The sequence below is a fragment of the Micromonospora narathiwatensis genome (genome assembly GCF_900089605.1).
Lineage (GTDB): Bacteria > Actinomycetota > Actinomycetes > Mycobacteriales > Micromonosporaceae > Micromonospora > Micromonospora narathiwatensis.
Window position 1 is genome coordinate 274,955 of sequence record NZ_LT594324.1, and the last position, 26,067, is coordinate 301,021.

A 26,067-nucleotide genomic window follows, 5' to 3' on the forward strand; every position below is an offset into this window, starting at 1 on the left:
GTGATCAGCGTCCATCGTCGGGCCTGCGTTACGTCGCTCCCCCGTCCGGGTAGTAGGCCGGGATGGCCGGCGGCGTCCCGTCGACCGTCGTGGACATGGCCGGAGCGGGAGGCTGCATGGGCTCGGCCCAGGGGGGCGAGGGGGACGGCCACCCGTCCTCGGGGACCGGTGCGGCGGCGCTGCCACCGCTGCTGGCCGCGGCGTTCGCGGCCGGCGGTGAGATGGGGGAGCGGCTGGGCGGCTTCGACTGGTCCGGCACCCCGCTGGGCACCCCGGACACCTGGCCGCCCGCCCTCTGCCACGCGGTGAGCACGATGCTCTCGTCCCGGGCCCAGATCGTGATGTTCTGGGGCGAGGATCATCACGCCTTCTACAACGACGCCTACCGGCCGACCATCGGCGACAAGCATCCGGCGGTGCTCGGGCAGCCGGCCCGCGAGTACTGGCGGGAGACCTGGGAGGTGCTCGGGCCGCTCCTCGACGGGGTCCGCCGCAGCGGCGAGCCGTACCGTGGCGAGAATCACCCGTTCCTGCTCAACCGGCACGGCTTCCTGGAGGACGTCTACTTCGACGTCTCGTACGACCCGATCCGCGAGGCCGACGGCAGCGTCAACGGCGTCATCTGCTTCGTCAACGAGACCACCGGCCGGGTGCTCGGCGAACGCCGGTTGAGCGCCCTGGCCGAGCTGGGCAACGAGCTGGCCGACGTGCGGAGCGTACGGGAGCTGGGCCGGGCCGCCGCCCGGGTGCTCGACGCGCACCGGGCGGACGTGCCGTTCAGCGCCGTCTGGCTGTACGACGAGGACGACACCCCCGCCCTGGCCGGCTGGACCGGGGCGGATCCGGGCGCGCTCGCGGGTGGGCCGCCGCCGCCCGGCGCGGGGGAGAGCGTGGCGCATCCGCGCTGGGTGTCCGTCGCCGACCTGCTCGGCGAGGTGCCGCCGAACGCCGCCGAGCGCGCCCTGGTACTGCCGTTGACGGCCCCCAACGAGCCGGCCGGCGTGCTGCTGCTCGGGATCGCCCGCCGGCTCGCCCTGACCGACGACTACCGCGACTTCCTCGACCTCGTCGCGGCCCAGATCTCCCGGGCGGTCGGCAAGCAGCGGGCGTACGAGCAGGAGCGCGCCCGGGCCGCCGAGCTGGCCGCGCTGGACCGGGCCAAGACCAACTTCTTCGCCAACGTCAGCCACGAGTTCCGTACCCCGCTCACCCTGATCCTCGGTCCGCTGGAGGACCTGCTCGCCGACCCGGGGCTGCCGCCGGCGTACGCCGAGCGGCTGGCCGTGCCGCACCGCAACGCGCTGCGGCTGCTCAAGCTGGTCAACACCGTGCTCGACTTCTCCCAGCTGGAGTCCGGCCGGCTCACCGCCCGCTACCAGGCCACCGATCTGGCCGACTACACCTCCCGGCTGGCCAGCACCTTCCGCTCGGTCGCCGAGCGGGCCGGGTTGCGGCTGGTGGTCGACTGCCCGCCGCTGCCCGCGCCGGTCCACGTCGACCCGGACATGTGGGAGAAGATCGTCCTGAACCTGGTGTCGAACGCGGTCAAGTTCACCTTCGGCGGCGAGATCCGGGTCGAGCTCCGCCCCGGCGACGGCGTCGCCGTGCTGGCGGTGACCGACACCGGCGTCGGGATCCCGCCGGAGGAGCTGCCGCACGTCTTCGAGCGGTTCCACCGGGTGCCGGGCGTCCGCTCCCGCACCTACGAGGGCAGTGGCATCGGCCTGGCCCTGGTCCGCGAGCTGGTCGAGATGCACGGCGGCACGATCGAGGCGCGCAGCGTGGTCGACCGGGGCACCACCTTCGCGGTGGCGCTCCCGTTCGGGCACGGGCACCTGCCCGCCGACCGGGTGACCGGCGCGGCGACGCCGCCGGGCGAGCCCGAGCAGGCCCACCTGTACGCCGCCGAGACGGCGCGCTGGACCGACGAGGTGATGCCGCCGGACGTCCTGCCGGAGCCGGTCGGCGGACCGGCCGGGGCGGGCCGGATCCTGCTCGCCGACGACAACGCCGACCTGCGCGAGCACGTCAGCCGGCTGCTCGCCCCCGCGTACGAGGTGGTCGCGGTGCCGGACGGCGTGGCGGCGCTGCGGCTGGCCGTCGAGCGCCCGTTCGACCTGGTGCTGACCGACGTGATGATGCCCTGGCTGGACGGATTCGGGCTGGTCACCGCCCTGCGGGCGAACCCGGCCACCCGGCACGTGCCGATCGTGCTGCTCTCCGCCCGGGCCGGCTCGGCGGAGGAGGTCGCCGGGCTCTCCGTCGGTGCCGACGACTACCTGACGAAGCCCTTCTCCAGCCAGGAGCTGATCGCCCGGGTCCGGGCCAACGTCGAGCTGGGGCAACTGCGCGGGCAGACCATCCGCCGGCTGCGGGCCCTCGCCGACGCGGCCGTGGCGATCAACACGGCCCGTTCCACGGCCGAGGTGGTGCGGGCCGCCGCCCGGCACGCGCTCAGCCTCGTCGAGGCGGCCCGGGTGGTGGTCACCGCCACCGGCGCCCGCCACGAGGCGGACGGCGGCGGCACGGCGTTCGCCGAACCGTCGGCGGTGCTGGCGCTGACCGGCACCACCGGCGAGCAGCTCGGCGAGCTGCGGGTCTGGTACCGCGAGGGCGGCGGCACCGAGCAGGCGGCGCTGACCGAGCTGGCCCGGCTGGTCGGCGTACGGCTGGAGAACGCCCAGCTCTACGAGGCCGAGCACCGCATCGCCACCACCCTCCAGCACAGCCTGCTGCCGCGTACGCTGCCGCAACTGCCCGGCGCGGTGGTGGCCAGCCGTTACCTGCCCGGCAGCGCCGACGTCGAGGTCGGTGGCGACTGGTACGACGTGATCGGCACCCGCGACGACGAGCTGGTGCTGGTCATCGGCGACGTGGTCGGCAAGGGGGTCCGGGCGGCCGCCGCGATGGGCCAGCTCCGCAACGCGCTGCGGGCGTACGTGTTGGAGGGCTTCGACCCGGGCCAGGCGCTGACCCGGCTCAACCACCTGGTCGGCTCCACCGAGGGCGGTTCCTTCGCCACGGTGGTCTGCCTCCGGTTCGCGCCCCGCACCGGCCGGCTGTGGTACGCCAGCGCGGGTCATCCCTCGCCGTTGCTGATCCGCGGTGACGACGTGTCGTTCCTGCACGACCGGGCGCTCGGACCGCCGATCGGGGCGATCCCGCAGACCCGGTACCGGACCGTCGAGGGCGAGCTGGCTCCCGGCGCCCGGCTGCTGCTCTACACCGACGGGCTGATCGAGGACCGGCGACTCGGCATCGACGCCGGGCTCGGCCAGCTCCGGTTGGACGCCACCGCCCCGGGCGGGCACGTGGCAGACCTGGTGGACGCGGTGGTCGAGCGGGTCGTCGAGCGTACCCGGCACGACGACGTGGCGGTGCTCGCGCTGGAGGCGGCCGAGGTGAACCGGTTCGCGCTGCGGCTGCCCGCCGACCCGACCCGGCTCGGCGTGCTGCGCAAACGGCTGGAGGACTTCCTGGTCGCCCACCGCGTCGGCGAGCACGACCGGTTCGACCTGACCGTGGCGATCTCCGAGGCGGCGGCGAACGCCATCGAGCACCCGGTCGAACCGATCGAGCCGGTGATCGACGTGGGGGTGACGATCGAGGGCGGCACCGTGACCGCCACGGTCCGGGACAGCGGCCGGTGGCGGGAGTCCACCGGATCGGGTTTCCGCGGTCGCGGGTTGGGGCTGATCAGGGCGCTCGGCGAGCTGACCGTGACCCGTACCGACGAGGGCACCGAGGTGGCGCTGCGCCGCCGGTTGGCGGGCTGACCGGGCCCGGCCGGTCGGGCCCGTGCGGCCTCGGTCAGTCGGGCTGGAGCCAGTCCTGCTCGCCGAGTCCGGAGATGTCCAGCACCCGGCGTACCTGCCGGGACGGCAGCACGGAGAGCGCCCCGGGGAACCGCTGGGCCAGCCGGGCCACCGCGTGGATGGCGGCCGAGTCGAAGAAGGTGACCGCCCGCAGGTCGAGCGTGACGTGACGGGCCGGCTCGCGGAGCGCGGCCTGGTACATGGCGTCGGCGGTCGCCATGTCGACCTCGCCGGTCACCACCACCCGGAGCTGATCACCGTCGACCTCCGCGACCGCGGAGAAGACGGGTGGTGCGGCCCCTTGATCCACGGAGCAACAATGGCACAGCCCTTGCCGCCCGGCAACAAGCCGCACGCGTGGGCCGTGGCGGGGTCGCCCAGGCGGGCGGCGATAGGCTGTGGCCATGACCGTCCGTGCGCCGCTGACCCCAGGCACGCTCTCCCCGTGGCGGGCGGTGCCCGCCCACATCCCGCGCCCCGAGTACGTGGGCAAGAAGCGTCCGCAGGAGTGGCGGGGCTCGCACGTGCAGACCCCCGAGACCATCGAGAAGATGCGGGTCGCCGGCCGGCTCGCGGCCCAGGCCACCCAGCTCGCCGGTGAGCACTGCAAGCCGGGGGTGACCACCGACGAGATCGACAAGGTGGTCCACGAGTTCCTCTGCGACCACGGCGCGTACCCGTCGACGCTGGGCTACAAGGGCTTCCCGAAGTCCTGCTGCACCAGTCTCAACGAGGTGATCTGCCACGGCATCCCGGACTCGACCGTGCTCCAGGACGGCGACATCATCAACGTCGACGTCACCGCGTACATCGGCGGGGTGCACGGCGACACCGACGCCACGTTCTGCGTGGGCGAGGTGAGCGAGGAGGCCCGCCTGCTGGTCGAGCGGACCCACATGGCGATGATGCGCGGCATCAAGGCGGTCGCCCCGGGCCGGCAGATCAACGTGATCGGCCGGGTCATCGAGTCGTACGCCAAGCGGTTCGGCTACGGGGTGGTCCGGGACTTCACCGGCCACGGCATCGGCGAGTCCTTCCACAGTGGCCTCTACGTGCCGCACTACGACAGCCCGCGCCCGACCGACGTGATGGAGCCGGGCATGACGTTCACCATCGAGCCGATGATCACCCTCGGCACCTACCAGTACGACATGTGGGACGACGGCTGGACGGTGGTCACCAAGGACCGCCGGTGGACTGCCCAGTTCGAGCACACCGTCGTCGTGACCGACGACGGCTACGAGATCCTGACCCTGCCGTGACCGACACCCCGGCCGCGCTGCGCGAGGCGCACCACGCGGACGTGTCCGGCGGCTGGCTGCGGCCGGCCGTGTTCGGCGCGATGGACGGCCTGGTCACCAACATCGCCCTGATCGCCGGTGTCGGCGGCGGCGGCGTCTCACCCCACAGCATCGTGCTGACCGGCGCCGCCGGGTTGGTCGCCGGCGCCATCTCCATGGGCCTGGGGGAGTACACCAGCGTCCGGTCGGCCAATGAGCAGGTGGCGGCGGAGGTGGCCAAGGAGCGGCGCGAGCTGGAACGGCACCCCGAGGCGGAGGCCCGCGAGCTGGCCGAGGCGTGGGTCCGCCGAGGGCTGCCCCGGGATCTGGCCATGCAGGTGGCCGACGCGGTCCGGGCCAACCCGGAAGAGGCGCTGCGCATGCACGTACGGGAGGAACTGGGCGTCGACCCCGACGACCAGCCGAGCCCGTGGGCGGCGGCGATCTCCTCGTTCCTCTGCTTCTCGGTCGGTGCGCTGGTTCCGCTGCTGACGTACCTGCTCGGCTTCACCAGCCTCTGGCTGGCGCTCGGCGTCGGCGGGGTGGGGCTCTTCGTGGCCGGCGCGATCGTGGCCCGGTTCACCTACCGCGCCTGGTGGTCCAGCGGCCTGCGGCAGCTCCTGCTCGGCGGCCTGGCCGCCGCCGCGACCTACTTCATCGGCACCCTGATCGGCGTCTCCGGCATCGGCTGACCGCCCCGCCCTGGGATTCGTGCCACATCGAGCGTGATCACCTGCGGGAGTGTGGGGTGGGCGGCGTCAGCTGGTGAGGAGGTCGTCGACGGTGCCGTCGACGGGGCGGCCCCGGGCGGCCAGTTCCTCGGCCTGGCGGGCCAGCACCGTGCCCACCTCGGTCATGTCCGCGCCGGCCAGCCCGGTACGTCGCACCGCGTCCCCGGGGTCGCGGAAGTAGGTGCGGCTGAGCAGCCCCTGCACCGTGGCCGCGGCCAGCCGCGCCTCGCCGAGCATGAGCAGCGCCTGGTCGGTCTCGTACCACTCGGCCAGCCGGAACGCCCGGGCGCGCGCCGCGCTGCCCCGGTACCACGCCTGTCGGGCGGCGGTGCTGAACTCGGCTGGCCGGGCCCGGGCCAGCCGGGCCAGGTGCTCGTCGCGCAGGGTACGCAGCCAACCGGTCGGGTCGTGCAGCGCACGGGTGGTGACGTACCGGTCGGCGGTCAGCGGCCAGAGCGGGCCGATCGTGCGCGCCTGCCCCAGGTAGTCGTCCGCCCCGGCGACGGTGAGGTCGACCAGCACCCCGTCCACCCGACGGGTGGCCGGCGACGGCCCGCCGCCCGGCCGGTAGGTGGCCAGCAGCAGCCCCACTTCGCCGTCCCCGCCGCCATCGTCGTCACCGTGCGCGAGGGGCCCGTGCACGGCCACGGCGAGCACGTCGGCCGGGAACCGCCGCAGCGCGGCGTCGCGTACCCGTTCGGCGACCCGCCATCGGGGATCGTGGAGGTATCGCTCGGTCTCCGCGTCGGCGTCACCGGTGTCCACGGTCCACCTCCGTTCCGTGGGCCGCTCGCCGGTGGCCCGGCGCACGTCGACTGTCACCACACTAATGCGGTGAGTGCCGGAGCCCCTGCTCGCCGCGCCCGGGGCGGGTGCGCCCGGCCGAGAACTACCAAGATCTCGCTGAGCCGCGATGAGGACGGTGGCGGTCGACGAGGTCAGTCGAGGCGACGTTCGATCGGGAGTCGGGAGCGGGTGAGCAGCCCCGCGCCGAGCATGGCCACCAGCGGCACCACCACCAGCACGGCGAGGGTCAGGCCGGGCACCGCCAGCGGGTACGGGTCCTGGATCGGCCACGACTGCGCGTACCGGCGGTTCAGGGAGGCCATGATGATGGCCGCCGAGCCGAGGCCGGCCAGGATGCCGAGCACCGAGCCGAGCCCGGCGATCACCCCGGCCTGGCAGAGCGACAACACCCGGCGTACCCGCGGGTCGGCGCCGACCGCGGCGAGGGTGGACAGGTCCCGGCGGCCCTCGGCGGCGGCGAGGCCGGTGGCCACCCCGGCCGCGCCCACGGTGATCAAGGCGGCGGCGCCCGCCAGCAGGAGCAGCAGCGGCCGCTGGTCTCCGTTCGGCGCCCGCTCCGTCTGCACGACCAGCGACGCCGACCGGGACAGCTCCCTGGTGAGCCGCTCCTGCTGGGCGGCGGTGGGCGGGGTCGGCATGTCGACCAGGTAGCCGAACGGCTCGCCGACGAGGCCGACCGCGGCCGCCGCCGACGAGGAGAGGAGCAGCCGGTCGATGGGGAGCCCGCCGCGCAGCACGTAACCGGGCAGCGTGGCGCTGGCCGCCGAGCCCCCGGCGGTGTGGGTGACGGCGAGCGTCACCCGACCGTCCACCACCTGACGCGGGTCGGTGACCACCACCCCGCCTGCCCGGAGCACCCGGGTCGCGGCGGCGATCTCCTCCGCTGTCGCGCCGGTGAGCCCGGGCAGCGCCGCGCCGTCGTCCACCAACGGCGGCAGATAGAGGTTGGTCGGATCGCGGAAGGGCGGTACGCAGCGTGGGTCGGCCCGCGCCTCGGCGCGGATGGCGGCGGTGACCGCCTCGCCCGGCTCGTACGGGCAGCGCCGCTCCTCCGGGAGCACGGTGGTGGTCACGCAGTAGTCCTCCGGGGACGCGGGTCGCGCGCAGGCCGGCACGGCGAGCGGGACGGCCGCGGTGGCCGGCAACACGGTCCGGATCCGCTGCGCGACCTCGTCGGCCGGCGGCTGGGGGCGGCTTCCCGGCGCGTCGGTGTCAACCAGCAGGACCTGCCCCGGCGGGAGGCCCGGCTGCCACTGCGTACGCTCCCGGGCGTCGGCGCTGGCCAGGTAGACACCGATGGCCACGCTGCCGGCGACCGCCGCCATCACGGCGGAGATGGCCGGCGCGGCCGAGGAACGGTTGCGGCTGGCGTCGCGCAGCGCGAGCCGGGGCGCCAGCGGCAGCAGCCGTCCCGCCCGGGCGAGCAGCCCGATCAGCGTCGGGGTGCAGAAGACCAGGCCCAGTTCGCCGAGGATGAGCCCGGTCAGGACGACCGGTGGGCTGGCCTGGGTGGCGCCCAGCGCGGCGAGGGCGGAGCCGGCCCCGGTGAGCAGCACCCCGAGCAGCAGCCAGCGGCGGCGGTGTCGGGGCGGATGGCGCCGACCGGCGAGGCCGGCCACCACGTCCTGCCGGGCGGCGGTCCACGCCGGTGCCAGCGCGGCCAGCAGCCCGGCCAGTACCGCCACCGCGGCGATCGCGGCCAGGGCGGCCGGGAAGACCCGGTATCCGCCGAGGCGGGACTGCACCAGGTAGTGCTCGACGAGCGGCCGGCCGGCGAACGCCGCGCCGACCCCGAGCAGCAGCCCGAGCGTCGCCCCGCCCGCGCCGAGCACCACCCCGTCGGCGAGCACGATCCGGCGCAGGTGCCCGGCGTCCCCGCCGGCGACCGCCACCAGGGCCAGGTCGCGGCGGCGCCGGCGTACGCCGACCGCGAAGGCCGGGCCGACCAGCAGCACCACCTCCAGCAGGCCGAGCCCGCCGACCAGCACCGCATTGCTCGCCTGCTCCGGGTCGGGCAACACCGGACCGGTGTACGCCTCCTCCCGGCCGGGCAGCGGGGCCCGGGTGGTCACCACGATCCCGTGCCCGTTGAGCCGGTCCACCAGCGCCTCGTCCACCGACCCGGGCAGGTCCACCAGCCAGCTCTCGTCGGACCCGCTCAGCGGTCCGAGCGGGCTCTCCGGGCGCAGCGCCACCACCTCGCGCAGGTTGTCCGGGAACTCCACCACCCCGACCACCACGTACGTCGCGCCCTCGGCCGTGTGCACCGGCTCGCCGAGCCGTACGCCCAACCGGCGCAGCGCGGCCGGGCTGACCGCGATCTCGTCGGGGGCGGTGGGCCGCCGGCCGGCGCGCAGCGCCGCGAGGGGGCGGGTGAGCGGGTCGGTGAGGTCGACGGCCCGCGCGTCGAACGAGACGAGCTTGTCGTCGACCCGTGCCTGGAACTGAACCCAGCGGCGGAGCCGGGTGACCCGGCTGCCGGGCGGCAGCAGGGCGCGGACCTCGTCGGCGGTCGCCGGGCGGGCCCGGGGCGTCGGCTCGGCCACGACCGGCCAGGAGTTCTCCCCCCACGCGTCCTGCCTGACCGCGTTCACATCCGTCCAGCGCAGCTCGGCGTCGGCCGCGCCGAGCTGGCGGTCCAGCCGTTCGGCCTGGGTGAGCTCCGTCATGTCAAAGGTCGCCGCGGCGAAGCTCAGCGCCAGCACGGGCAGCGCGATCATCGCCAGCACCAGCGCCGTACGAGCGCGCGCCCGACGGGCCTCGCGGTGGGCGATGCGCAGCGCGGTCCGCCACGAGCCGAGCGTGGCGGCCAGCCGGCCCCGGCTCACCGCCCGCTGCCGGTGAGCAGCTGCTCGACGCCGGCCAGCGGCGCCGTCGAGTCCACCAGAACCCCGTCCCGGAGGAACACCACCCGGTCGGCCCAGCCGGCGTGCCGCGCCTCGTGGGTGACCAGCACCCCCGCCGCGCCGGCGTCCACCCGGCGGCGCAGCAGGTGCAGCACCGCCTCCCCGGCCTGCGAGTCGAGCGCCCCGGTGGGTTCGTCGGCGAGGACCAGCCGGCGCTCGCCGACGAGCGCCCGGGCGATCGCCACCCGCTGCTGCTGGCCGCCGGACATCTGGTCCGGGAACCGGTCGCCGAGCGCGGCCACCCCCACCTCGGCCAGCGCGGTCCGGGCCGCCCTGCGGGCCGTGCGGACCCCGGCGCCGTCGAGTTCCAGGGGCAGCGCCACGTTCTCCAGCGCGGTGAGGCTGCCGAGCAGATTCAGGTCCTGGAAGACGTACCCGATCCGGCGGCGGCGCAGCCGAGCCAGCTCGCGCGCGGTGAGGCCGGCGAACGACTCCCCCTCGACCAGCACCTCACCGTCGGTGGGGCGGTCCAGCCCGCCGGCGAGCGCCAGCAGCGTCGACTTGCCGGAGCCCGACGGGCCCATCACCGCCACCAGTTCGCCGGCCCGAACGGTCAGGCTGATCCCGCGCAGCGCGTGCACGGCCGCCTCGCCGACGCCATGGGTGCGGTGCACGTCCCGCAGCTCCAGCACCTCGCTCCTCGCGCTCACCGTGCCACCTTTGTTCGCGGCTGCGGGGCTCGCAGAACCGGCTCGCTCCTCGCGCTCACCGTGCCACCTTCGTTCGCGACTGCGGGGCTCGCAGAACCGGCTCGCTCCTCGCGCTCACCGCCGGGCCTCCTCGTCGGCCCGGTCCACCGCCTCGGCGGACAGGGATGGCCGGCTCGGGGCGGGGCGGTAGCGGACCAGGCTGGTCTCGCAGTGGTCGAGCCAGCGGATCTCCGCCTCGGCCTGGAAGATCATCGCGTCCAGCACCAGGCGCCAGGGCAGGTCCTCCGGCTTGTCGCTGGCGTACTTCAACCGGGTCAACTCCTGCAACGCGCGCATGGTCGCGCTGCGCTGGGTCTGCACCACCGCGCGGACGTCCACCCCCGGGGTGGTCAGGGCCAGGGCCAGCTTGATCGACAGCTCGTCCCGGGGGCGGTCGGCGTGGCTGATCGGGGTGGCGAACCAGAGGGCCAGGTCCGCCCGCCCGGCGTCGGTGATCTCGTACGGCCGTTGCCCGCCGTCGTTCTCCGGCAGCGGCCGGACCAGGCCGTCGCGTTCCAGGCGGGAGAGGGTGGTGTAGACCTGCCCGATGTTCAGCGGCCAGGTCGAGCCGGTCGACTCCTCGAACGCGGCGCGCAGCTGGTAGCCGTACATCTGGCCGCGTTCGAGCAACGCGAGCAGGCCGTGACGGATGGACATGGCGAGGAGTATGCATACCTGGTATGCGGGCCGCAACCGGAGTGCTGCGCCGGGTGACCGAAACCTCGGCTCAGGCCGACCGGCCGGGGAACGGGACGGTGACCGGGGTCATTCCGGCGGTACGCCGCCAGCGGGTGGCCCGTACCGCGCAGTCGGTCAGCGCCGCGAGGGCCCGGTTCCGGTCGGCCCCGGTGGTGTGCGGCAGGGCCGCCCGCCAGTGGCCGGCGGTCCGCTCCTCGATCTCCACCGCCAGCTTCAGCGCGCTCGCCTTGTCGGTCACCGGATAGGGCAGGGCGTACCCGGCCTGGTCGGCGGGGACCTGGGTGCCACCCTCGCTCAACTGGAGGATGAGGGCGTCCCGGCGGGCCCGGTGGGCCGTCTCGGCGGAACGGGCGGCGGAGCGGGCCGCGTCGGCGAGGTGCACGCCGATCACCCCGTACGCCCAGATGGCGGCGTACTCGGCGGCGAGGGCTTCGGTCAACGCCTGGGCCGACCCGGTCGGTGCGGTACGGGGAATCACTTCAGCGCCTCCAGGTGGGTCGCCCGGGCGGCGGCGATCGAACCGAGCAGCGCGGCCCGCTCGCCCGGCGCGGCGGCGCACGCCTTCGCGGCGTTCTCCCGGGCCTGCTGTTCCGCCTGCCGCAGCTCGGCCAGCAGCCCCTGCGGATCGGTGGCCGTCACGGTCGGGCCGGCGGCGGGCGTGCCGGACGGGGCGGGCCGCCCGATCACCTTGCGCAGCTCGGCGGCGTGCGCCTGGTGGGCGTCGGCGATCGGGGTGAGCCGGTCGGCCAGCGTCCCGGCGGCGGCGATGGCCGCCCGGTACCGGCCCTCCAGGTCGGCGGCCTCGGCCGCGAGCGGCTCCAGCGGGTCCGGGGGCTTCGGCTTGTCGTCGAAAAGATCACAGCCGGTCAGCGGTACGGCGGCGCCGCCGAGTGCCAGCAGCGCCCCGGCACGCAGCAGGTTTCGCCGGGAATGCCCCGGTGCTCCGTCGCGCTGTGTCGTTCTGCCTGTCGCCACCGGACAAGTCAACACCATCTCCGTCGGCTTGTGGGCCAGTGGCGTCGGTGCGCCGCCGGGTCCGTCGCCCGGCCCGCGCGTTACGCTCTGCGCAGCCACCGGGCGCGTCCGCCCCGGTGGCGTGCCGGCATGGCGGGCCGAACGGCCGTCGACAGGGACCATGGCGGGCCGAACGGCCCGTCCGAAAAGGGAAAGGGTGCGCCAGATGACGCAGCGTGGCCGTGCCACCAGGCCGACGGGGCCCTCCGGGCGACCCCGCCGGGCCGACGGTCCCCGTGCGGGGGACCGGGGCGGCGCGCCCCGCGGCGACCTGAGCGCGCGCCGGGCCCGGTTGCGTGAGGTGATCGAGCCGGTGGTCACCGCCGCCGGGTACGACCTGGAGGACCTCTCCGTCTCGCGCGCCGGCCGGCGGCACGTGGTCCGCGTGATCGTGGACGCCGACGGCGGGATCAACCTGGACGGCGTCGCGGACGTCTCCCGAGCGGTCTCCGCCGCGCTCGACGCGGCGGAGGAGGCCGGCGGCGACATCGTCGCCGGCGAGTACCAGCTCGAGGTCAGCTCGCCGGGGGTGGACCGGCCGCTCACCCTGCCCCGGCACTGGCGGCGCAACGTCGGCCGGCTGGTCAAGGTGACCGTGCGCGGCGGGGCGGGCGTGCCCGAGCAGCGGACCACGGCGGACCGACAGCTCACCGGCCGGGTGGTCGAGGCCGGCGACGAGCGCGTGGTGCTGGAGACCGACGCCGGCCGCGCGGAACACCCGTACGCCGAGCTCGGGCCCGGCCGGGTCCAGGTGGAGTTCAGCCGCCTGGACGAGCTGGCCGACGACGAGGCCGGCGAGGACATCGACGACATCGACGACGAAGATGATGTGGAGGACGAGGAGAGGTGAACATCGACCTCGCGGCGCTGCGCGCACTGGAGCGCGAGCGGGAGATCCCGTTCGACACGATCCTCGCGGCGATCGAGACCGCGCTGCTGACCGCCTACCGGCACACCGACGGCGCCGAGCCGCACGCGCGGGTGGAGATCGACCGCAAGACCGGGGCCGCCTCGGTGTACGCCCAGGAGCTGGACGCCGACGGCACGGTGCTGCGGGAGTGGGACGACACCCCGCACGACTTCGGCCGGATCGCGGCCATGACGGCCAAGCAGGTGATCCTCCAGCGGCTGCGGGAGGCCACCGACGAGGTGCACTTCGGCGAGTACGTGGGCCGCGACGGCGACCTGGTCACCGGCGTGGTGCAGGCGCACGAGGCCCGCAAGGAGAAGGGCATCGTCAGCGTCGACCTGGGCAAGCTGGAGGGCGTCCTGCCCCAGTCCGAGCAGGTCCCCGGCGAGCGGTACGACCACGGCGAGCGGATCCGCTGCGTCGTCGTGCACGTGGCCAAGGGAATGCGTGGGCCGCAGATCACGTTGTCCCGGTCGCACCCCGCGCTGGTGAAGAAGCTCTTCGCGCTGGAGGTGCCGGAGATCGCCGACGGCACCGTGGAGATCGGCGCGATCGCCCGTGAGGCGGGTCACCGTACGAAGATCGCGGTGCGTTCGACCGCGCCGGGGGTGAACGCCAAGGGCGCCTGTATCGGCCCGATGGGCCAGCGGGTCCGCGCGGTGATGAGCGAGCTGCACGGCGAGAAGATCGATATCATCGACTGGTCGGACGACCCGGCCACGTTCGTCGGCAACGCGCTCTCCCCGGCCAAGGCGCTGCGGGTCGAGGTGGTCGATCTGGCCAGCCGGACCGCTCGGGTCACCGTGCCGGATTTCCAGCTCTCGCTCGCGATCGGCCGCGAAGGGCAGAATGCCCGGCTTGCTGCCCGGTTGACCGGTTGGCGGATCGACATCCGTTCCGACGCGGAGCAGGCCGACGCGGGCGGCCGGAGCGGGGCTGATCACGTACCCGAGCCGGGCGGCGCGATCTCAAGCAGCTAGGGGTAGACTTCCTCCAGTGGCACGACGCGCGCTGCCGGAGCGCACCTGTGTGGGCTGCCGGAAGCGAGCGCCGGCCAGCGAGTTGTTGCGGATCGTCGCGGTCGGCGACGGGGCTGGTGGCTTCAGTCTCCGGCCCGATCCGATTCGCAGACTGCCGGGTCGGGGAGCGAACATGCACCCGGATCCGGCCTGCTTCGCGCAAGCGGTGCGGCGCCGCGCCTTCGGGCGGGCACTGCGCATCACCGGGGTCATCGATCACGGTGCGCTGGCGGAGCACACTGACGCGCCAACCTCTACGTCCGGTCAGCCCGACCGGGCGAGAGATCGCTAGCAAGGTAGGACGACCAGCATGAGCACACGATGAAGTCCCTGAAATGACCAGGCTTCAAGTGCACGAGTGAGGTCGCTGCGGGTGCTGCCCGCACGACCTCGGAGTGAGGAGTGCAGTGGCAGGAAAGGCCCGCGTACACGAGCTCGCCAAGGAGCTCGGGGTCGAAAGCAAGACCGTTCTCGCCAAGCTCAAGGAGATGGGCGAGTTCGTCAAGTCCGCGTCCAGCACCGTCGAGGCGCCCGTCGCCCGACGGCTGCGTGGCGCATTCGTCGCGTCCGCCGGTGGCCCCTCGGCGCCGGCCGCCCCAGCGGCGGCCGCCCCGAGCCAGGCGCCGACCCCGACCCCGACCCCGACCCCGACGCCGTCCCCGGGTGCCCCCCGGGTCTCGGCCAAGCCGATGCCGCCCCGGCGACCGGCCGCGCCGACCCCTGGACCGAAGCCCAAGGGCCCGGTCCCCGGCCCGCCGCAGCCGGCGACCCCGGTCGCCAAGCCGGCGAGCGCGCACGACATCGAGGTGGCGGCCGCCGAGGCGCGCGCCGCCGCCCTCAAGGCTGAGCAGGAGGCCGCGGTCAAGGCCGCGCAGGCCGCCCGCCAGCAGCAGCGGGAGAACGTCCGCCGGGAGCCCCCGGCGGAGGGTGGTCCCCGTCCGGGTCCGCGTCCGGGTCCGAACGCGGTGCCGCCGCGCCCGGGTAGCCCGGCCGCCGGCCGTCCCGGTGGCCCGACCCCGGGTCCGGGTGCCCGGCCGGGTGGTCGTCCGCCGGCGCGCGGCGCCGGCAACAACCCGTTCGGCATCCAGGGCGGCCAGCAGCAGCGGCCGCCGGCCGCCGGTGCCGGCGGCCCCCGTCCGAGCCCGGCCGGCATGCCGCCGCGGCCCAGCCCGGCCTCCATGCCGCCCCGGCCCAGCCCGGCCTCCATGCCGAGCCAGCGCCCCACCACGGGTCGCCCTGGCGGCCCCGGTGGCGGCCGTGGCGGTCCTGGTGGCGGTGGCGGCGCGGGTCGCCCCGGCGGCGGTGGCGGTGGCTTCCGTGGCGGTCCCGGTGGTGGTGGCGGTGGTGGTGGCTACCGTGGCGGTCCCGGTGGTGGCGGTGGTGGTGGCTACCGTGGCGGTCCCGGTGGTGGTGGCGGTGGCGGTGCTCCCGGCGGTGGTTTCCGTCCGGGCGCCCCGGCCGGCGGTGGTGGTCGTCCGGGTGGCGGCGGTCGTGGCCGCGGCGGTGGCGCCGCGGGTGCCTTCGGGCGTCCGGGTGGCCGGCCGACCCGGGGCCGCAAGTCCAAGAAGCAGCGCAGACAGGAGTTCGACAACCTGTCGGCCCCGACCATGTCCTCGGGTGCTCCCCGCGGTCAGGGTCAGGTCGTCCGGTTGTCCCGTGGCGCCTCGCTGTCGGACTTCGCCGACAAGATCAACGCCAACCCGGGTTCGCTGGTCCAGGAGATGTTCAACCTGGGCGAGATGGTGACCGCGACCCAGTCGTGCTCCGACGAAACCCTGCTGCTGCTGGGTGAGCACCTCGGCTTCGACGTGCAGATCGTCAGCCCGGAGGACGAGGATCGTGAGCTGCTCGCGCAGTTCAACATCGACCTCGACGCGGTGGTGTCGGAGGACCGCCTGGTCAGCCGTGCGCCGGTGGTGACCGTCATGGGTCACGTCGACCACGGTAAGACCAAGCTGCTCGACGCGATCCGCAAGGCGAACGTCGTGGCCGGCGAGGCGGGTGGCATCACCCAGCACATCGGCGCCTACCAGGTCCACGTCCCGCACGAGGGCGAGGACCGGGCGGTGACGTTCATCGACACCCCGGGCCACGAGGCGTTCACCGCCATGCGTGCCCGTGGTGCCCAGGTGACCGACATCGTGATCCTGGTGGTGGCGGCCGACGACGGCGTGATGCCGCAGACCATCGAGGCGCTCAACCACGCCAAGGCGGCGGACGTGCCGATCGTGGTCGCGGTCAACAAGGTCGACAAGCCGGAGGCCAACCCGGACAAGGTCCGCCAGCAGTTGACCGAGTACGGCCTGGTCGCCGAGGAGTACGGCGGCGACACCATGTTCGTCAACGTGGCCGCGAAGCCCGGCATCGGCATCGAGGAGCTCCTGGAGGCCGTGCTGCTGACCGCCGACGCGTCGCTGGAGCTGACCGCTCCGATCGACGGGCCGGCGCAGGGTGTCGCGATCGAGGCGCACCTGGACAAGGGCCGCGGTTCGGTGGCGACGGTGCTGGTGCAGAAGGGCACCCTGCGGGCCGGCGACTCGATCGTCGCCGGTGGGGCGCACGGCCGGGTCCGGGCCATGCTGGACGAGAACGGCAAGCCGGTCGACGAGGCCGGTCCGGCGCGTCCGGTCATGGTGCTGGGTCTGACCACGGTGCCGGGTGCGGGTGACACCTTCCTGGCCGCCGAGGACGACCGGACCGTGCGGCAGATCGCCGAGCAGCGGCAGGCGCGGCGGCGGGCGGCGGCGTTCGCCAACTCCCGTGGCCGGGCCACCCTCGAGACGCTCATGGAGCAGCTCAAGGAGGGCGAGAAGACCTCGCTCAACCTGGTGCTCAAGGGCGACGTCTCCGGTTCCGTGGAGGCCCTCGAGGACGCGCTGTTCAACCTCGACATCCCGGAGGAGGTCCAGCTACGGATCATCCACCGGGGCGTGGGTGCGATCACCGAGAGCGACGTCATGCTCGCGAGCGCCTCGTCCGAGGCGGTCACGATCATCGGCTTCAACGTGCGGGCCGCCAACAAGGTCCGCGAGATCGCCGACCGCGAGGGCGTGGAGATCCGGTACTACACCGTCATCTACCAGGCCATCGAGGAGATCGACGCCGCGCTCAAGGGTCTGCTCAAGCCGGAGTACGAGGAGGTCGAGCTGGGCAGCGCGGAGATCCGCGACGTCTTCCGCTCGTCCAAGATCGGCAACATCTCCGGTTGTATCGTCCGGTCCGGCATCATCCGCCGCAACGCCAAGGCGCGGCTGCTGCGGGACGGGGCGGTCGTGGCGGACAACCTCACGATCAGTTCCCTGAAGCGGTTCAAGGACGACGCGACGGAGGTCCGCGAGGGCTTCGAGTGTGGTCTGACGCTGGGCGGTTTCAACAACGTCCAGGTCGGCGACATCATCGAGACCTTCGAGATGCGGGAGAAGCCGCGCGTCTGAGCGGCATGAACGAGGCGACGGCCGGGGCCCCTTGGGTCCCGGCCGTCGCCGTCCGCGCGGGCTGCGACAATCTCCGGCGTGCTCAGGTACGCGCTGCTCCTCGCCCCCTCCACCAACCGGGTCTACGCCGACGCGGCCGGCCGGCTGGCCCGCGCCGAACTGGCGGCCTTCGCCGGCTCCGGGGTGCTCGACACGGCACCGGGCGACATCGCGGCGGAACGGATCGGCGGGGTGGAGTACCTGACCTTCACCGCGCCCGAGCCGGGGCCGGCCGCCCGGGACCTGGCGTACCTGGCCAACCTGTCGGCGGCGTACGCGCTGTTCGAGCGGGTGGGCGACGACCTGCTCCGGCCGGTTCCGCTGCACCCCCTCGCCCGGTACGACTCCGACCTGATCACCATTCCGAAGTACGCCGGCAAGACCAACGAGCAGTTCACCCGGCTGCTGCTCAACGTCACCCTGCTGGCCTCCGCCTCGGCCGGCGGGATGCTGGACCGGCAGCTCGTGGTGCTCGACCCGCTCTGCGGCCGGGGCACCACCCTCAACCAGGCGCTGATGTACGGCTACCACGGCATCGGCGTCGAGCACGACGGCAAGGACGTGGACGCGTACGCGGCGTTCCTGCGTACCTGGCTGCGCCGCAAGCGGCTCAAGCACACCGCGGAGACCGTGCCGGTACGGCGGGACCGCAAACTCGTCGCCCGGCGGTTCGAGGCGGTGCTCGCGCCGTCCCGGGGCGAGCACCGGGCCGGGGCGACCCAGCGGGTCACCGTGCTGCACGCCGACACCACCCGGGCCCGGGAGGTGCTCCGACCGGCCTGCGCCGACGTGATCGTCACCGACGCGCCGTACGGGGTGGCGCACGGCAGTCGTACCGGGCAGGGGCTGTCCCGTAGCCCGCTGGACCTGCTCGTCGCGGCCGTGCCGGTCTGGCGGGAGCTGCTGCGCCCCGGCGGGGCGTTGGGCCTGTCCTGGAACACCCAGGTGGCCCCGCGGGCGGCGGCCGAGGCGGTGCTGGCCGGGGCCGGCCTGCGGGTGGTGGACGGGCCCGGCTACCGGGATCTCGCGCACCGGGTCGACCAGGCGATCGACCGGGACGTGCTGGTGGCGGTCGCGCCTGGCGACGACTCCGGCTCGCGCGCCGCGACCTGAGGCCGTCGCTGGAGCCGTCGGCGTAAAGCGGGTGACCGGGCGGTGGGGCGGGCGTACCGTTGCTCGCCGTGTACACGGGAACCGCGCACTTCGACCTGTTGCTGCCGGGGGACTCCCGGTCCCTGAAGGCCAAGCGTTCGTACGTCCGGCCGCTCGTCGCCGCGCTGCGCCGGTTCGAGGTTTCGGCCGCCGAGGTCGGGGCGCTCGACCTGCACGGGCGGGCCGAGATCGGGGTGGCCGTGGTGGCCGCCGAGGCGGCCCACGTCCGCGAGGTGCTCGACTCGTGCGAGCGCCTGGTGGCCGCCCGCCCGGAGGCCGAGCTGCTCTCGGTCCGCCGTCGCCTCTACGGCGCCGAGGACTGATACGGTGCCGCCGGCTCAGGCGGTCAGGAAGGGCACCTTGACCCGCACGGGACCGTCAACAGGGTGCCCTTCCTGGCATGCCGGCGGCCCCGCGCGTCGGCCGCGATTACGCGGGTAGTGTTCGAGTTGTTGGGCGGTCGGACCCGGCGGCGTCCGCGCCGTCGTCTCCGGCCGGGAGCGGAAAGCCCTGGAGGTGGGGGACATGACGGATCCGGCCAAGGTACGCCGGCACGCGGAGCGCATCCGTGAACTGGTCGCGTCGGTGGTGCGGAGCCAGATCAAGGACCCCCGGCTCGGGATGATCACCATCACCGACGCCCGGATCACCGCCGATCTGCGCGACGCCACCGTCTTCTACACGGTGCTCGGCGACGCGGCGGCCCAGGCCAGCACGGCCGCCGCGCTGGAGAGCGCCAAGGGCATGCTGCGCAGCACGGTCGGCAAGGCCCTCGGGCTGCGCCACTCGCCGACCCTCACGTTCGTCCTGGACGACGTGCAGGACCAGGTCAAGCACATCGACGACCTGCTCGCGGCGGCCCGCAACGCCGACGCCGAGGTGCAGCGGCTGGCGGCCAAGGCCCAGTACGCGGGCGACGCGCAGCCGTACCGGGTGGAGGACGAGGACGAGGACGAGGACGCCGACGTCGAGGACGCCGAGTCGGGCGACGACGAGCCGCGCGGCGGCGACCGCCGGTGACCTCACCCGCCGAGGGCGGTACGCCGGCCGGTGCCGGCCCGACCGACACCGACTGGGCGGCCGCCCTCGCGGCGGTACGCGGACTCCCCGCCGACGCGCGGGTGCTGCTGATCTGTCACGTCAACCCGGACGGCGACGCGCTGGGCAGCATGCTCGGCTTCGGGCTGGGCCTGCGCCGGTGGGGCGTACGGCACCTCCAGGCGACCTTTCCCGGGCCGCCGGAGGTGCCCGAGCCGTTCCGCTGGCTGCCCGGGCTCGACCTGCTGGTGCCGCAGGACGACGCGTACCCGGACCCGGACCTGGTGATCTGCTTCGACGCGGCGAGCGAGTCCCGGCTGGGTGACCTGGTCGACCGGCTGGACAAGGCCGGCGCGGCGCTGGTGCTGGATCACCACGCCTCGAACACCCGGTTCGGCGGCATCCACCTGGTGGACCCGCACGCGGCGGCCACCTCGGTGGTCGCCGAGGGGCTGCTCGACCGGCTCGGGGTGCCGTTGGACGCCGAGATCGCCGCCTGCCTCTACGTCGCGTTGAGCACGGACACCGGCTCGTTCCGCTTCGAGGCCACCACGCCCGAGGTGCACCGGATGGCGGCCCGGCTGCTGGCCACCGGCATCCGCCCGGGGGACATCTCCCGGCGGATCTTCGACACCCGCCCGTTCGGCGCGGTCCGGCTCTTCGGCGAGGTGCTGGGCCGGGCCCGGCTCGAACCGGAGGCCGCCGCCGGGCGCGGGCTGGTCTGGACGTACGCCACCCAGGACGACCTGGCCCGGTACGGCCAGCCGGCGTACGTGCTGGAGGCGCTGATCGACTCGGTGCGCTGTACGGCCGAGGCGGACGTGAGCTGTGTGGTCAAGCAGGTCGCCCCGGCCGAGTGGGCGGTCTCGATGCGCAGCAAGGGCGCGGTGGACGTGAGCCGGGTGGCGGTGGCGCTCGGTGGCGGCGGGCACCGCTTCGCGGCCGGATTCACCGGGCGGGGCACGGTCGACGAGGTGCTGGACCGGATTCGGGCCGAACTGGTCGGGGCGCTCACGGCCTGAGATCAGGGACGTTTCCGGGGCGTACCGGTCTTCCCGCGCTCCGTGACGGTGGGGACAATCGGGTGATGGATCATTCCCGAGAGCTCACCGCCGAGGCGCCCCGAGCCTGGGACCGTCCAGCGGTCTCCGTGCCGGTGCTGATCTGTCTGTCCCTCGTGGGCGGCCAGTTGCCGTCCTTCTCCGCCCAGGCCAACCTCTACACCCTGGGAACCGGTGGCGCGTTGATCTGGATCGGCCTGAGCAACCGGGTGCCCCGGCGGCCCGCGCCGGGCCGGCTGCCGCCGGGCGCGGTCTGGTGGTTGCTGCCGGTCACCATCTTCGGGGTCTTCGAGGGGACGACCTTCGTGCTGAACGTGGGCGACGAGTTCCCCACCTTCTCCCGGTTGGCCGACCCGCTGCTGGAGGATCACCTGGTTCGTTCCGCGGCCTGGTTCGCCTGGCTGTCCGCGTTCTGGGGGCTGGTCCGCCGATGATGCGAGCCCTGGCGATCGGCGGTTTCCTGACCGCGCTGCTGCTCTTCGCGGCCGTCGAGTGGGCCGCCCGGCGGGAGGGCTCGCGGATCCCGTCGCTCGCCGACATGTGCGCCTTCGTCATGCGCTACGAGGTCGGTCCGGTGCCGGTCGGGCGAATCGGCCTCTTCGGTTTCTGGTGGTGGCTCGGCTGGCACTTCCTGGCCCGCTGACCAACCGCCACGGTGTCCGCATTCCGGGAACAGTGGGCAGCATGTGGAAAGTGAACGTTAATTTAGGAGGTGGCCGGCGCTTCGGCGCTGGTCACGGGCGGTGGCACCACACCCGGTGCCGCCTCCCACCAGGGTCGGACCGACCCGGGCTCACGCTGCCAGGCGAGCCGTTCCGGTGATCCCGGACCGCCGCCCCGGCGCCCAGCAGATTCGACGACTCGAGGCCCCAGCGCGTCGCCAGACGCGCCGAGCCGGAGTTGTCGGACGACGGCTCCAGGTCGTGGCGCGGCGGTAGACGCGCCGGGTTGGAGTGGTCGGACCGTTGGGCCACCGGGTGCCGGTGGTCCCGCACCCCGGAAGGGAACTCCCATGGCGACCAAGCGCAAGCCGCGGACCGAGAACACCACCGACGAGGCGCGCGAGCAGATGCGTCGCGCGCTGCAGACCTCCATGGACACCCGTCAGTGACGGCTTCTGCCCGGCGGTGACGCCGTAGCCTCGGCGTCACCGCCGGCCCGCAGTCGGTTCAGCGGCGAACGGTGCCCTGGGCGATCCGGCGACTGATCCCCCCGCCGCCCGGCCCGCGTAGCAGCGCCGCCGCGCCGACCGCCACCGGCACCGCGAGCAGCGGGCCGACCAGGTACGCCCACCAGGCCCGGGGCTGCCCGTAGACCAGGGCCGGGCCGAGCGAGCGGGCGACGTTCATCGACGCCCCGGTCAGCGGCGAGGCCCAGAGCCCGGCCAGGGCCAGGTACCCGCCGACGGCGAGGGCGGCCAGCGGCCCCACGTTCTGCGCGCAGGAGGCGGTGCCCAGCACGGTGCTGATCAGCCCGACGGTGAGGACCAGTTCCCAGAGCAGGGCGAGCGGGGCGCCGATGCCCGGGCCCGGGACGGTCAGCCCGGCGGTGCCGTGCCCACCGAGCGTGCCGGCCAGCAGCCCGCCCGCGGCCACCGCCCCGGCGAACTGGGCGACGAGGTAACCCGGCACCCGTTGCCACGGGAAGTCCCGGCGAAGCGCGAAGGCGAGCGTGACGGACGGGTTCAGGTGGGCGCCGGACACCGCGCCCATGAACAGGATGATCGAGGAGAGCATGAGGCCGGGGGCGACCACCGCGGCGGTCCGGCTCACGGCCTCGGCACCGGTCCGCTGGTTGACGACGCCGGGTCCGACCGAGACCAGCACCAGGAGGAACGTGCCGAGCAGTTCGCCGAACAGCCGCCGCCACCAGATCGGGTTCGTGCAATCGACGATCACCTCGCCGCGGGCCGTCATGACCTCACCGTACGGCGCTGGCAGGCTGCGCCGCCCGGGGTTTGGCGGGTACCGGCCGACGCTCGCCTGGTAAGTGCTACCCCGGCTTGTGTTCCTTACCGACGGCGTGTCAGGATCGGCCGCGATGAGTCAGACCGCCGCCCCCGCCACCGGTGCCGCGTCGCCGCGCCGGATCGCCGCGCTCGCCCTGCCGGCACTCGTGGTGCTCGCCGCCGAACCGCTCTACGTCCTGGTCGACACGGCGGTGGTCGGCCACCTGGGTCGCGTACCGCTCGCCGCGCTCGCCGTCGGCGGCACGGTGCTGACCCTGGCCGCCTGGCTCGGCACCGTCGTCGCGTACGGCACCACGGGGCGGTCGGCCCGGCGGTTCGGCTCCGGGGACCGGGCCGCGGCGGTGGCCGAGGGCGTCCAGGCGTCCTGGCTCGCCCTGAGCGTCGGCGTGCTGATGGCGGTCGCCATCCAGGTCGGCGGCGGGTGGCTGGCGCGTACCCTCGTCGGCGGTCCCGGCGAGGTGGCCGATGCCGCCGCCGGATGGCTGCGGGTCGCGGCGCTCGGCGCGCCCGGCCTGCTGCTGGCCGCCGCCGGCAACGGCTGGCTGCGCGGTATCCAGGACACCCGCCGCCCGCTGCTCTTCGTGCTCGCCCCCAACCTGCTCTCCGCGCTGCTCTGCCCGCTGCTGGTCTACCCGGCCGGCCTCGGCCTGGTCGGCTCGGCGGTGGCGAACGCGGTCGCGCAGACCATCTCCGGCGGCCTGTTCGCGGCGGCGCTGGTGCGCGAGCGGGTCTCGCTGCGCCCCCGGCCCCGGTCGATCCGCCAGCAGCTCGTGCTCAGCCGGGACCTGCTGATCCGGGGGGTCGCCTTCCAGGCGAGCTTCCTGTCCGCCACCGCCGTCGCGGCCCGGTTCGGTGCCGCCGCGGTCGGTGCCCACCAGATCGCCGTACAGCTGTGGTTCTTCACGGCGCTGGTGCTGGACGCCCTCGCGATCGCCGCGCAGGCGCTGATCGGCGCGGCGCTCGGCGCCGGCGACGCCGCCGGCGCCCGCGCCCTGGCCCGCCGGATCGCGCTGCTCGGCGGGGCCTGCGGCGCGGCCTTCGCGGTGCTCATCGCCGCCGGCGCCGGCCTGGTGCCGTCCTGGTTCAGCTCCGATCCGCAGGTACGCGAGCAGGCGATGGTCGCCTGGCCGTGGTTCGTCGCGCTCCAGCCGATCGGCGGGGTGGTGTTCGCCCTCGACGGCGTGCTGATCGGCGCCGGCGACGTCCGCTACCTGCGCAACCTCACCATCGTGGCGGCGCTGGGCGGCTTCCTGCCCGCCATCTGGCTGGCCTACGGGCTCGACCTCGGGCTGGGCGGGATCTGGGCCGGGCTGACGCTGTTCGTGGTGCTCCGGCTGGTCGCCCTGCTGCTGCGGCTGCGCTCCGGCGGCTGGGCGGTGACCGGCGCGGTCCGCTGACCCCCGGGGGCAGTCCATCGGCGCCATCCGCCGGTCGATCGAGGACCGGCGTCTGGCAGGCTTGGCGGTCGTGAGCACAGACGGTCTGATCGTGGTCGACAAGCCCGGCGGGATGACGTCGCACGACGTGGTGGCGCGGATCCGGCGGCTGGCGCGTACCCGGCGGGTGGGGCACGGGGGCACGCTGGACCCGATGGCCACCGGCGTGCTGGTGATCGGGGTGGGCCGGGCCACCCGACTGCTCACCTACGTGATCGGCGCGGGCAAGAGCTACACCGCGACGATCCGGCTCGGCCAGGCCACCGTCACCGACGACGCCGAGGGCGACGTGATCGCCACCACTCCGGCCGGCGCGGTCACCGACGACGCGATCCGCGCCGCGCTCGCCGCTCAGACCGGCGAGATCGACCAGGTGCCGAGCGCGGTCAGCGCCATCAAGATCAACGGCCAACGGGCGTACAAGCGGGTCCGCGAGGGGGAGAGCGTCGAACTGCCCGCCCGGCGGGTCACCATCTCCCGGCTGGACGTCCTGTCGGTCCGTCGGGACACCCCGGACGTGGTGGACGTGGACGTGGACGTGACCTGCTCGTCCGGGACGTACATCCGGGCCATCGCCCGGGACGCGGGCCTGGCGCTCGGGGTCGGCGGCCACCTGACCGCGCTGCGCCGCACCGCCGTGGGCGGCTTCGCCCTGGCCGAGGCGGCCACCCTCGACACGCTGGAGCAACGCGCCCCCGACGTGGTCAACCTGCCGCTGGCCGAGGCCGCCGACCGGTTCTTCCCGCGCCGGGACGCCACCGGCGACGAGGCGAAGGTCCTCGCCCACGGCGGTCCGCTCGACGCGGTCGGCATCGCCGGCCCGTACGCCGTCTTCGGACCGGACGGCGGGTTGATCGCTATCGTCAGCGAGCGGGACGGGCGGGCCCGCGCGGAGATCGTGCTGGCCCCGGCCTGACGACGGCGGCGGGAAGCGCGGCGAACAGGGGAGGATCGGCATGCAGCGGTGGCGGGGGTACGAGGCGGCACCCGGGGGCTGGGGGCGTTCGGTGGTCACCATCGGCGTCTTCGACGGGGTGCACAAGGGGCACCAGGCCACCATCGGCCACGCCGTGGCGCACGCCCGGGAGTTGGGGGTCAAGTCGGTGGTGGTGACCTTCGACCCGCACCCGGCCGAGGTCGTCCGCCCCGGGTCGCATCCCGCGGTGCTCACCGAACCGGCCCGCAAGGCGGAACTGATCGAGGCGCTCGGCGTCGACGTGCTCTGCGTGGTGCCGTTCACCCCGGAGTTCTCCCGGCTGCCGGCGGAGGCGTTCGTGCACGACATCCTGGTCGAGCACCTGCACGCCGCGCTGGTGGTGGTCGGCGACAACTTCCGGTTCGGGCACAAGGCGGCCGGCGACGTGACCCTGCTGGAGCGGCTGGGCCGCACCTTCGGCTTCGGGGTGGAGGGCGCGCCGCTGGTGGCCGAGGCGGGGACGGTCTTCTCCTCCACGTACATCCGCTCCTGCGTCGACGCGGGCGACGTGGCCGCGGCGGCCGCCGCGCTCGGGCGCCCGCACCGGGTCGAGGGCGTGGTGGTCCGCGGTGACCAGCGCGGACGGGAGCTGGGCTACCCGACCGCCAACCTGCTGACCCACCGGTACGCGGCGGTCCCCGCCGACGGGGTGTACGCCGCCCGGCTGGTGCGCCGTGGGCGGGAGCCCCTCGCGGCGGCCGTCTCCATCGGCACCAACCCGACCTTCTCCGGGCGGGAGCGCCGGGTGGAGGCGTACGTGCTCGACTTCTCCGGCGACCTGTACGGCGAGCGGCTGGCCCTGGACTTCGTGGCGCACCTGCGGGAGCAACGGACGTACGACTCGATCGAGCCGTTGCTGACCCAGATCGCCGAGGATGTCGAGCGGACCCGCCGGGTGCTCGACTGAGCCCGCCGGCCACCCCGGCACGGCCGGCGCGCTGCCCTTCACCGGGTGGTTCCCGACCGGGCTGGTAGTCTGGCGGAGACGTCGGCTGACCGACGTGGGGCCTCGCGTGCCTGCACGACGCCGCGGGCGCGAGGACCGGTCCGATGCCCGGTCGCCGCGAGCGATCCGACGGACCCCATCGAACG

At 74.4% G+C, this 26,067-nt stretch carries 23 protein-coding genes and 1 pseudogene; 16 read left to right on the forward strand and 8 right to left on the reverse strand.

Annotated features, from left to right (window positions below; all coding sequences use genetic code 11):
• Positions 1-116 precede the first annotated feature (116 nt).
• The gene (locus GA0070621_RS01215) at positions 117-3,776 is read left to right on the forward strand and encodes a SpoIIE family protein phosphatase (protein WP_091201846.1); all 3,660 of its coding nucleotides are present in this window, start codon (positions 117-119) and stop codon (positions 3,774-3,776) included.
• A gap of 34 nt (positions 3,777-3,810) precedes the next feature.
• Here the strand turns inward: GA0070621_RS01215 and GA0070621_RS01220 are convergent, their stop codons facing one another.
• Positions 3,811-4,125 (reverse strand): STAS domain-containing protein, encoded by a 315-nt coding sequence (locus GA0070621_RS01220; RefSeq protein ID WP_167666485.1) that lies wholly within the window; start codon positions 4,123-4,125, stop codon positions 3,811-3,813.
• A 94-nt stretch (positions 4,126-4,219) separates the two neighbouring features.
• On the opposite strand from GA0070621_RS01220, the gene map reads away from it, so the two are divergent.
• Positions 4,220-5,077: a type I methionyl aminopeptidase gene (map, locus tag GA0070621_RS01225; RefSeq protein WP_091190703.1), complete on the forward strand. Its 858-nt coding sequence runs from the start codon at positions 4,220-4,222 to the stop codon at positions 5,075-5,077.
• Positions 5,074-5,787, forward strand: a complete 714-nt coding sequence (locus GA0070621_RS01230; RefSeq protein WP_091190707.1) for a VIT1/CCC1 transporter family protein — start codon at positions 5,074-5,076, stop codon at positions 5,785-5,787. The genes map and GA0070621_RS01230 overlap by 4 nt, the downstream gene beginning before the upstream one ends.
• 66 nt (positions 5,788-5,853) lie before the next feature.
• Here GA0070621_RS01230 and GA0070621_RS01235 read toward each other — a convergent pair whose 3' ends face one another.
• From GA0070621_RS01235 to GA0070621_RS01260, 6 genes are all read right to left on the reverse strand, one after another.
• Positions 5,854-6,591 (reverse strand): hypothetical protein, encoded by a 738-nt coding sequence (locus GA0070621_RS01235; RefSeq protein WP_091201847.1) that lies wholly within the window; start codon positions 6,589-6,591, stop codon positions 5,854-5,856.
• 173 nt (positions 6,592-6,764) lie between these two features.
• Positions 6,765-9,461, reverse strand: a complete 2,697-nt coding sequence (locus tag GA0070621_RS01240; RefSeq protein ID WP_091190710.1) for an FtsX-like permease family protein — start codon at positions 9,459-9,461, stop codon at positions 6,765-6,767.
• The gene (locus GA0070621_RS01245; protein WP_091190713.1) at positions 9,458-10,189 is read right to left on the reverse strand and encodes an ABC transporter ATP-binding protein; all 732 of its coding nucleotides are present in this window, start codon (positions 10,187-10,189) and stop codon (positions 9,458-9,460) included. The genes GA0070621_RS01240 and GA0070621_RS01245 overlap by 4 nt, the downstream gene beginning before the upstream one ends.
• Before the next feature lie 114 nt (positions 10,190-10,303).
• The gene (locus GA0070621_RS01250; protein ID WP_091190716.1) at positions 10,304-10,885 is read right to left on the reverse strand and encodes a PadR family transcriptional regulator; all 582 of its coding nucleotides are present in this window, start codon (positions 10,883-10,885) and stop codon (positions 10,304-10,306) included.
• A gap of 70 nt (positions 10,886-10,955) precedes the next feature.
• Complete coding sequence (locus GA0070621_RS01255; RefSeq protein WP_091190719.1) at positions 10,956-11,405, reverse strand: ferritin-like domain-containing protein; 450 nt, start codon at positions 11,403-11,405, stop codon at positions 10,956-10,958.
• Positions 11,402-11,845, reverse strand: coding sequence for a hypothetical protein (locus GA0070621_RS01260; protein WP_197673967.1), 444 nt, complete (start codon positions 11,843-11,845; stop codon positions 11,402-11,404). The genes GA0070621_RS01255 and GA0070621_RS01260 overlap by 4 nt, the downstream gene beginning before the upstream one ends.
• Before the next feature lie 262 nt (positions 11,846-12,107).
• On the opposite strand from GA0070621_RS01260, the gene rimP reads away from it, so the two are divergent.
• The 10 genes and pseudogenes from rimP (at position 12,108) to GA0070621_RS01310 (ending at position 21,237) form a co-directional block, all read left to right on the forward strand.
• Positions 12,108-12,791, forward strand: coding sequence for a ribosome maturation factor RimP (gene rimP / locus GA0070621_RS01265; RefSeq protein WP_091190723.1), 684 nt, complete (start codon positions 12,108-12,110; stop codon positions 12,789-12,791).
• Positions 12,788-13,831: a transcription termination factor NusA gene (nusA, locus tag GA0070621_RS01270; protein WP_091190726.1), complete on the forward strand. Its 1,044-nt coding sequence runs from the start codon at positions 12,788-12,790 to the stop codon at positions 13,829-13,831. The genes rimP and nusA overlap by 4 nt, the downstream gene beginning before the upstream one ends.
• Before the next feature lie 16 nt (positions 13,832-13,847).
• Positions 13,848-14,184: pseudogene (locus GA0070621_RS01275) on the forward strand (YlxR family protein).
• Positions 14,185-14,277: 93 nt separating this feature from the next.
• Entirely contained in the window at positions 14,278-17,304 is a 3,027-nt protein-coding gene (gene infB / locus GA0070621_RS01280; RefSeq protein WP_091190733.1) for a translation initiation factor IF-2, read from the forward strand.
• A gap of 78 nt (positions 17,305-17,382) precedes the next feature.
• Positions 17,383-18,456: a TRM11 family SAM-dependent methyltransferase gene (locus tag GA0070621_RS01285; RefSeq protein ID WP_091190737.1), complete on the forward strand. Its 1,074-nt coding sequence runs from the start codon at positions 17,383-17,385 to the stop codon at positions 18,454-18,456.
• Positions 18,457-18,524: 68 nt separating this feature from the next.
• Positions 18,525-18,818, forward strand: a complete 294-nt coding sequence (locus GA0070621_RS01290) for a DUF503 domain-containing protein (RefSeq protein ID WP_091190739.1) — start codon at positions 18,525-18,527, stop codon at positions 18,816-18,818.
• Positions 18,819-19,020: 202 nt separating this feature from the next.
• The gene (gene rbfA / locus GA0070621_RS01295) at positions 19,021-19,515 is read left to right on the forward strand and encodes a 30S ribosome-binding factor RbfA (RefSeq protein ID WP_091190743.1); all 495 of its coding nucleotides are present in this window, start codon (positions 19,021-19,023) and stop codon (positions 19,513-19,515) included.
• Positions 19,512-20,555: a DHH family phosphoesterase gene (locus GA0070621_RS01300; RefSeq protein WP_091190747.1), complete on the forward strand. Its 1,044-nt coding sequence runs from the start codon at positions 19,512-19,514 to the stop codon at positions 20,553-20,555. The genes rbfA and GA0070621_RS01300 overlap by 4 nt, the downstream gene beginning before the upstream one ends.
• Before the next feature lie 65 nt (positions 20,556-20,620).
• Complete coding sequence (locus tag GA0070621_RS01305; protein WP_091190750.1) at positions 20,621-21,028, forward strand: hypothetical protein; 408 nt, start codon at positions 20,621-20,623, stop codon at positions 21,026-21,028.
• A complete protein-coding gene (locus GA0070621_RS01310; protein ID WP_197673968.1) occupies positions 21,028-21,237 on the forward strand; it encodes a DUF6186 family protein in 210 nt (69 codons plus the stop codon). Before GA0070621_RS01305 ends, GA0070621_RS01310 begins: the two co-directional genes overlap by 1 nt.
• Before the next feature lie 526 nt (positions 21,238-21,763).
• Here the strand turns inward: GA0070621_RS01310 and GA0070621_RS01315 are convergent.
• Positions 21,764-22,510: an MIP/aquaporin family protein gene (locus GA0070621_RS01315; protein WP_091190759.1), complete on the reverse strand. Its 747-nt coding sequence runs from the start codon at positions 22,508-22,510 to the stop codon at positions 21,764-21,766.
• Between the two features lie 124 nt (positions 22,511-22,634).
• On the opposite strand from GA0070621_RS01315, the gene GA0070621_RS01320 reads away from it, so the two are divergent.
• From GA0070621_RS01320 to GA0070621_RS01330, 3 genes are read left to right on the forward strand one after another with little or no spacing between them, the layout of a single operon-like run.
• Positions 22,635-23,960 (forward strand): MATE family efflux transporter, encoded by a 1,326-nt coding sequence (locus GA0070621_RS01320; RefSeq protein WP_091190763.1) that lies wholly within the window; start codon positions 22,635-22,637, stop codon positions 23,958-23,960.
• 37 nt (positions 23,961-23,997) lie between these two features.
• On the forward strand, positions 23,998-24,915 hold the full coding sequence (gene truB / locus GA0070621_RS01325; protein WP_269455624.1) for a tRNA pseudouridine(55) synthase TruB: 918 nt from the start codon (positions 23,998-24,000) through the stop codon (positions 24,913-24,915).
• Positions 24,916-24,955: 40 nt separating this feature from the next.
• Entirely contained in the window at positions 24,956-25,882 is a 927-nt protein-coding gene (locus tag GA0070621_RS01330) for a bifunctional riboflavin kinase/FAD synthetase (RefSeq protein ID WP_091190767.1), read from the forward strand.
• Positions 25,883-26,067 lie beyond the last annotated feature (185 nt).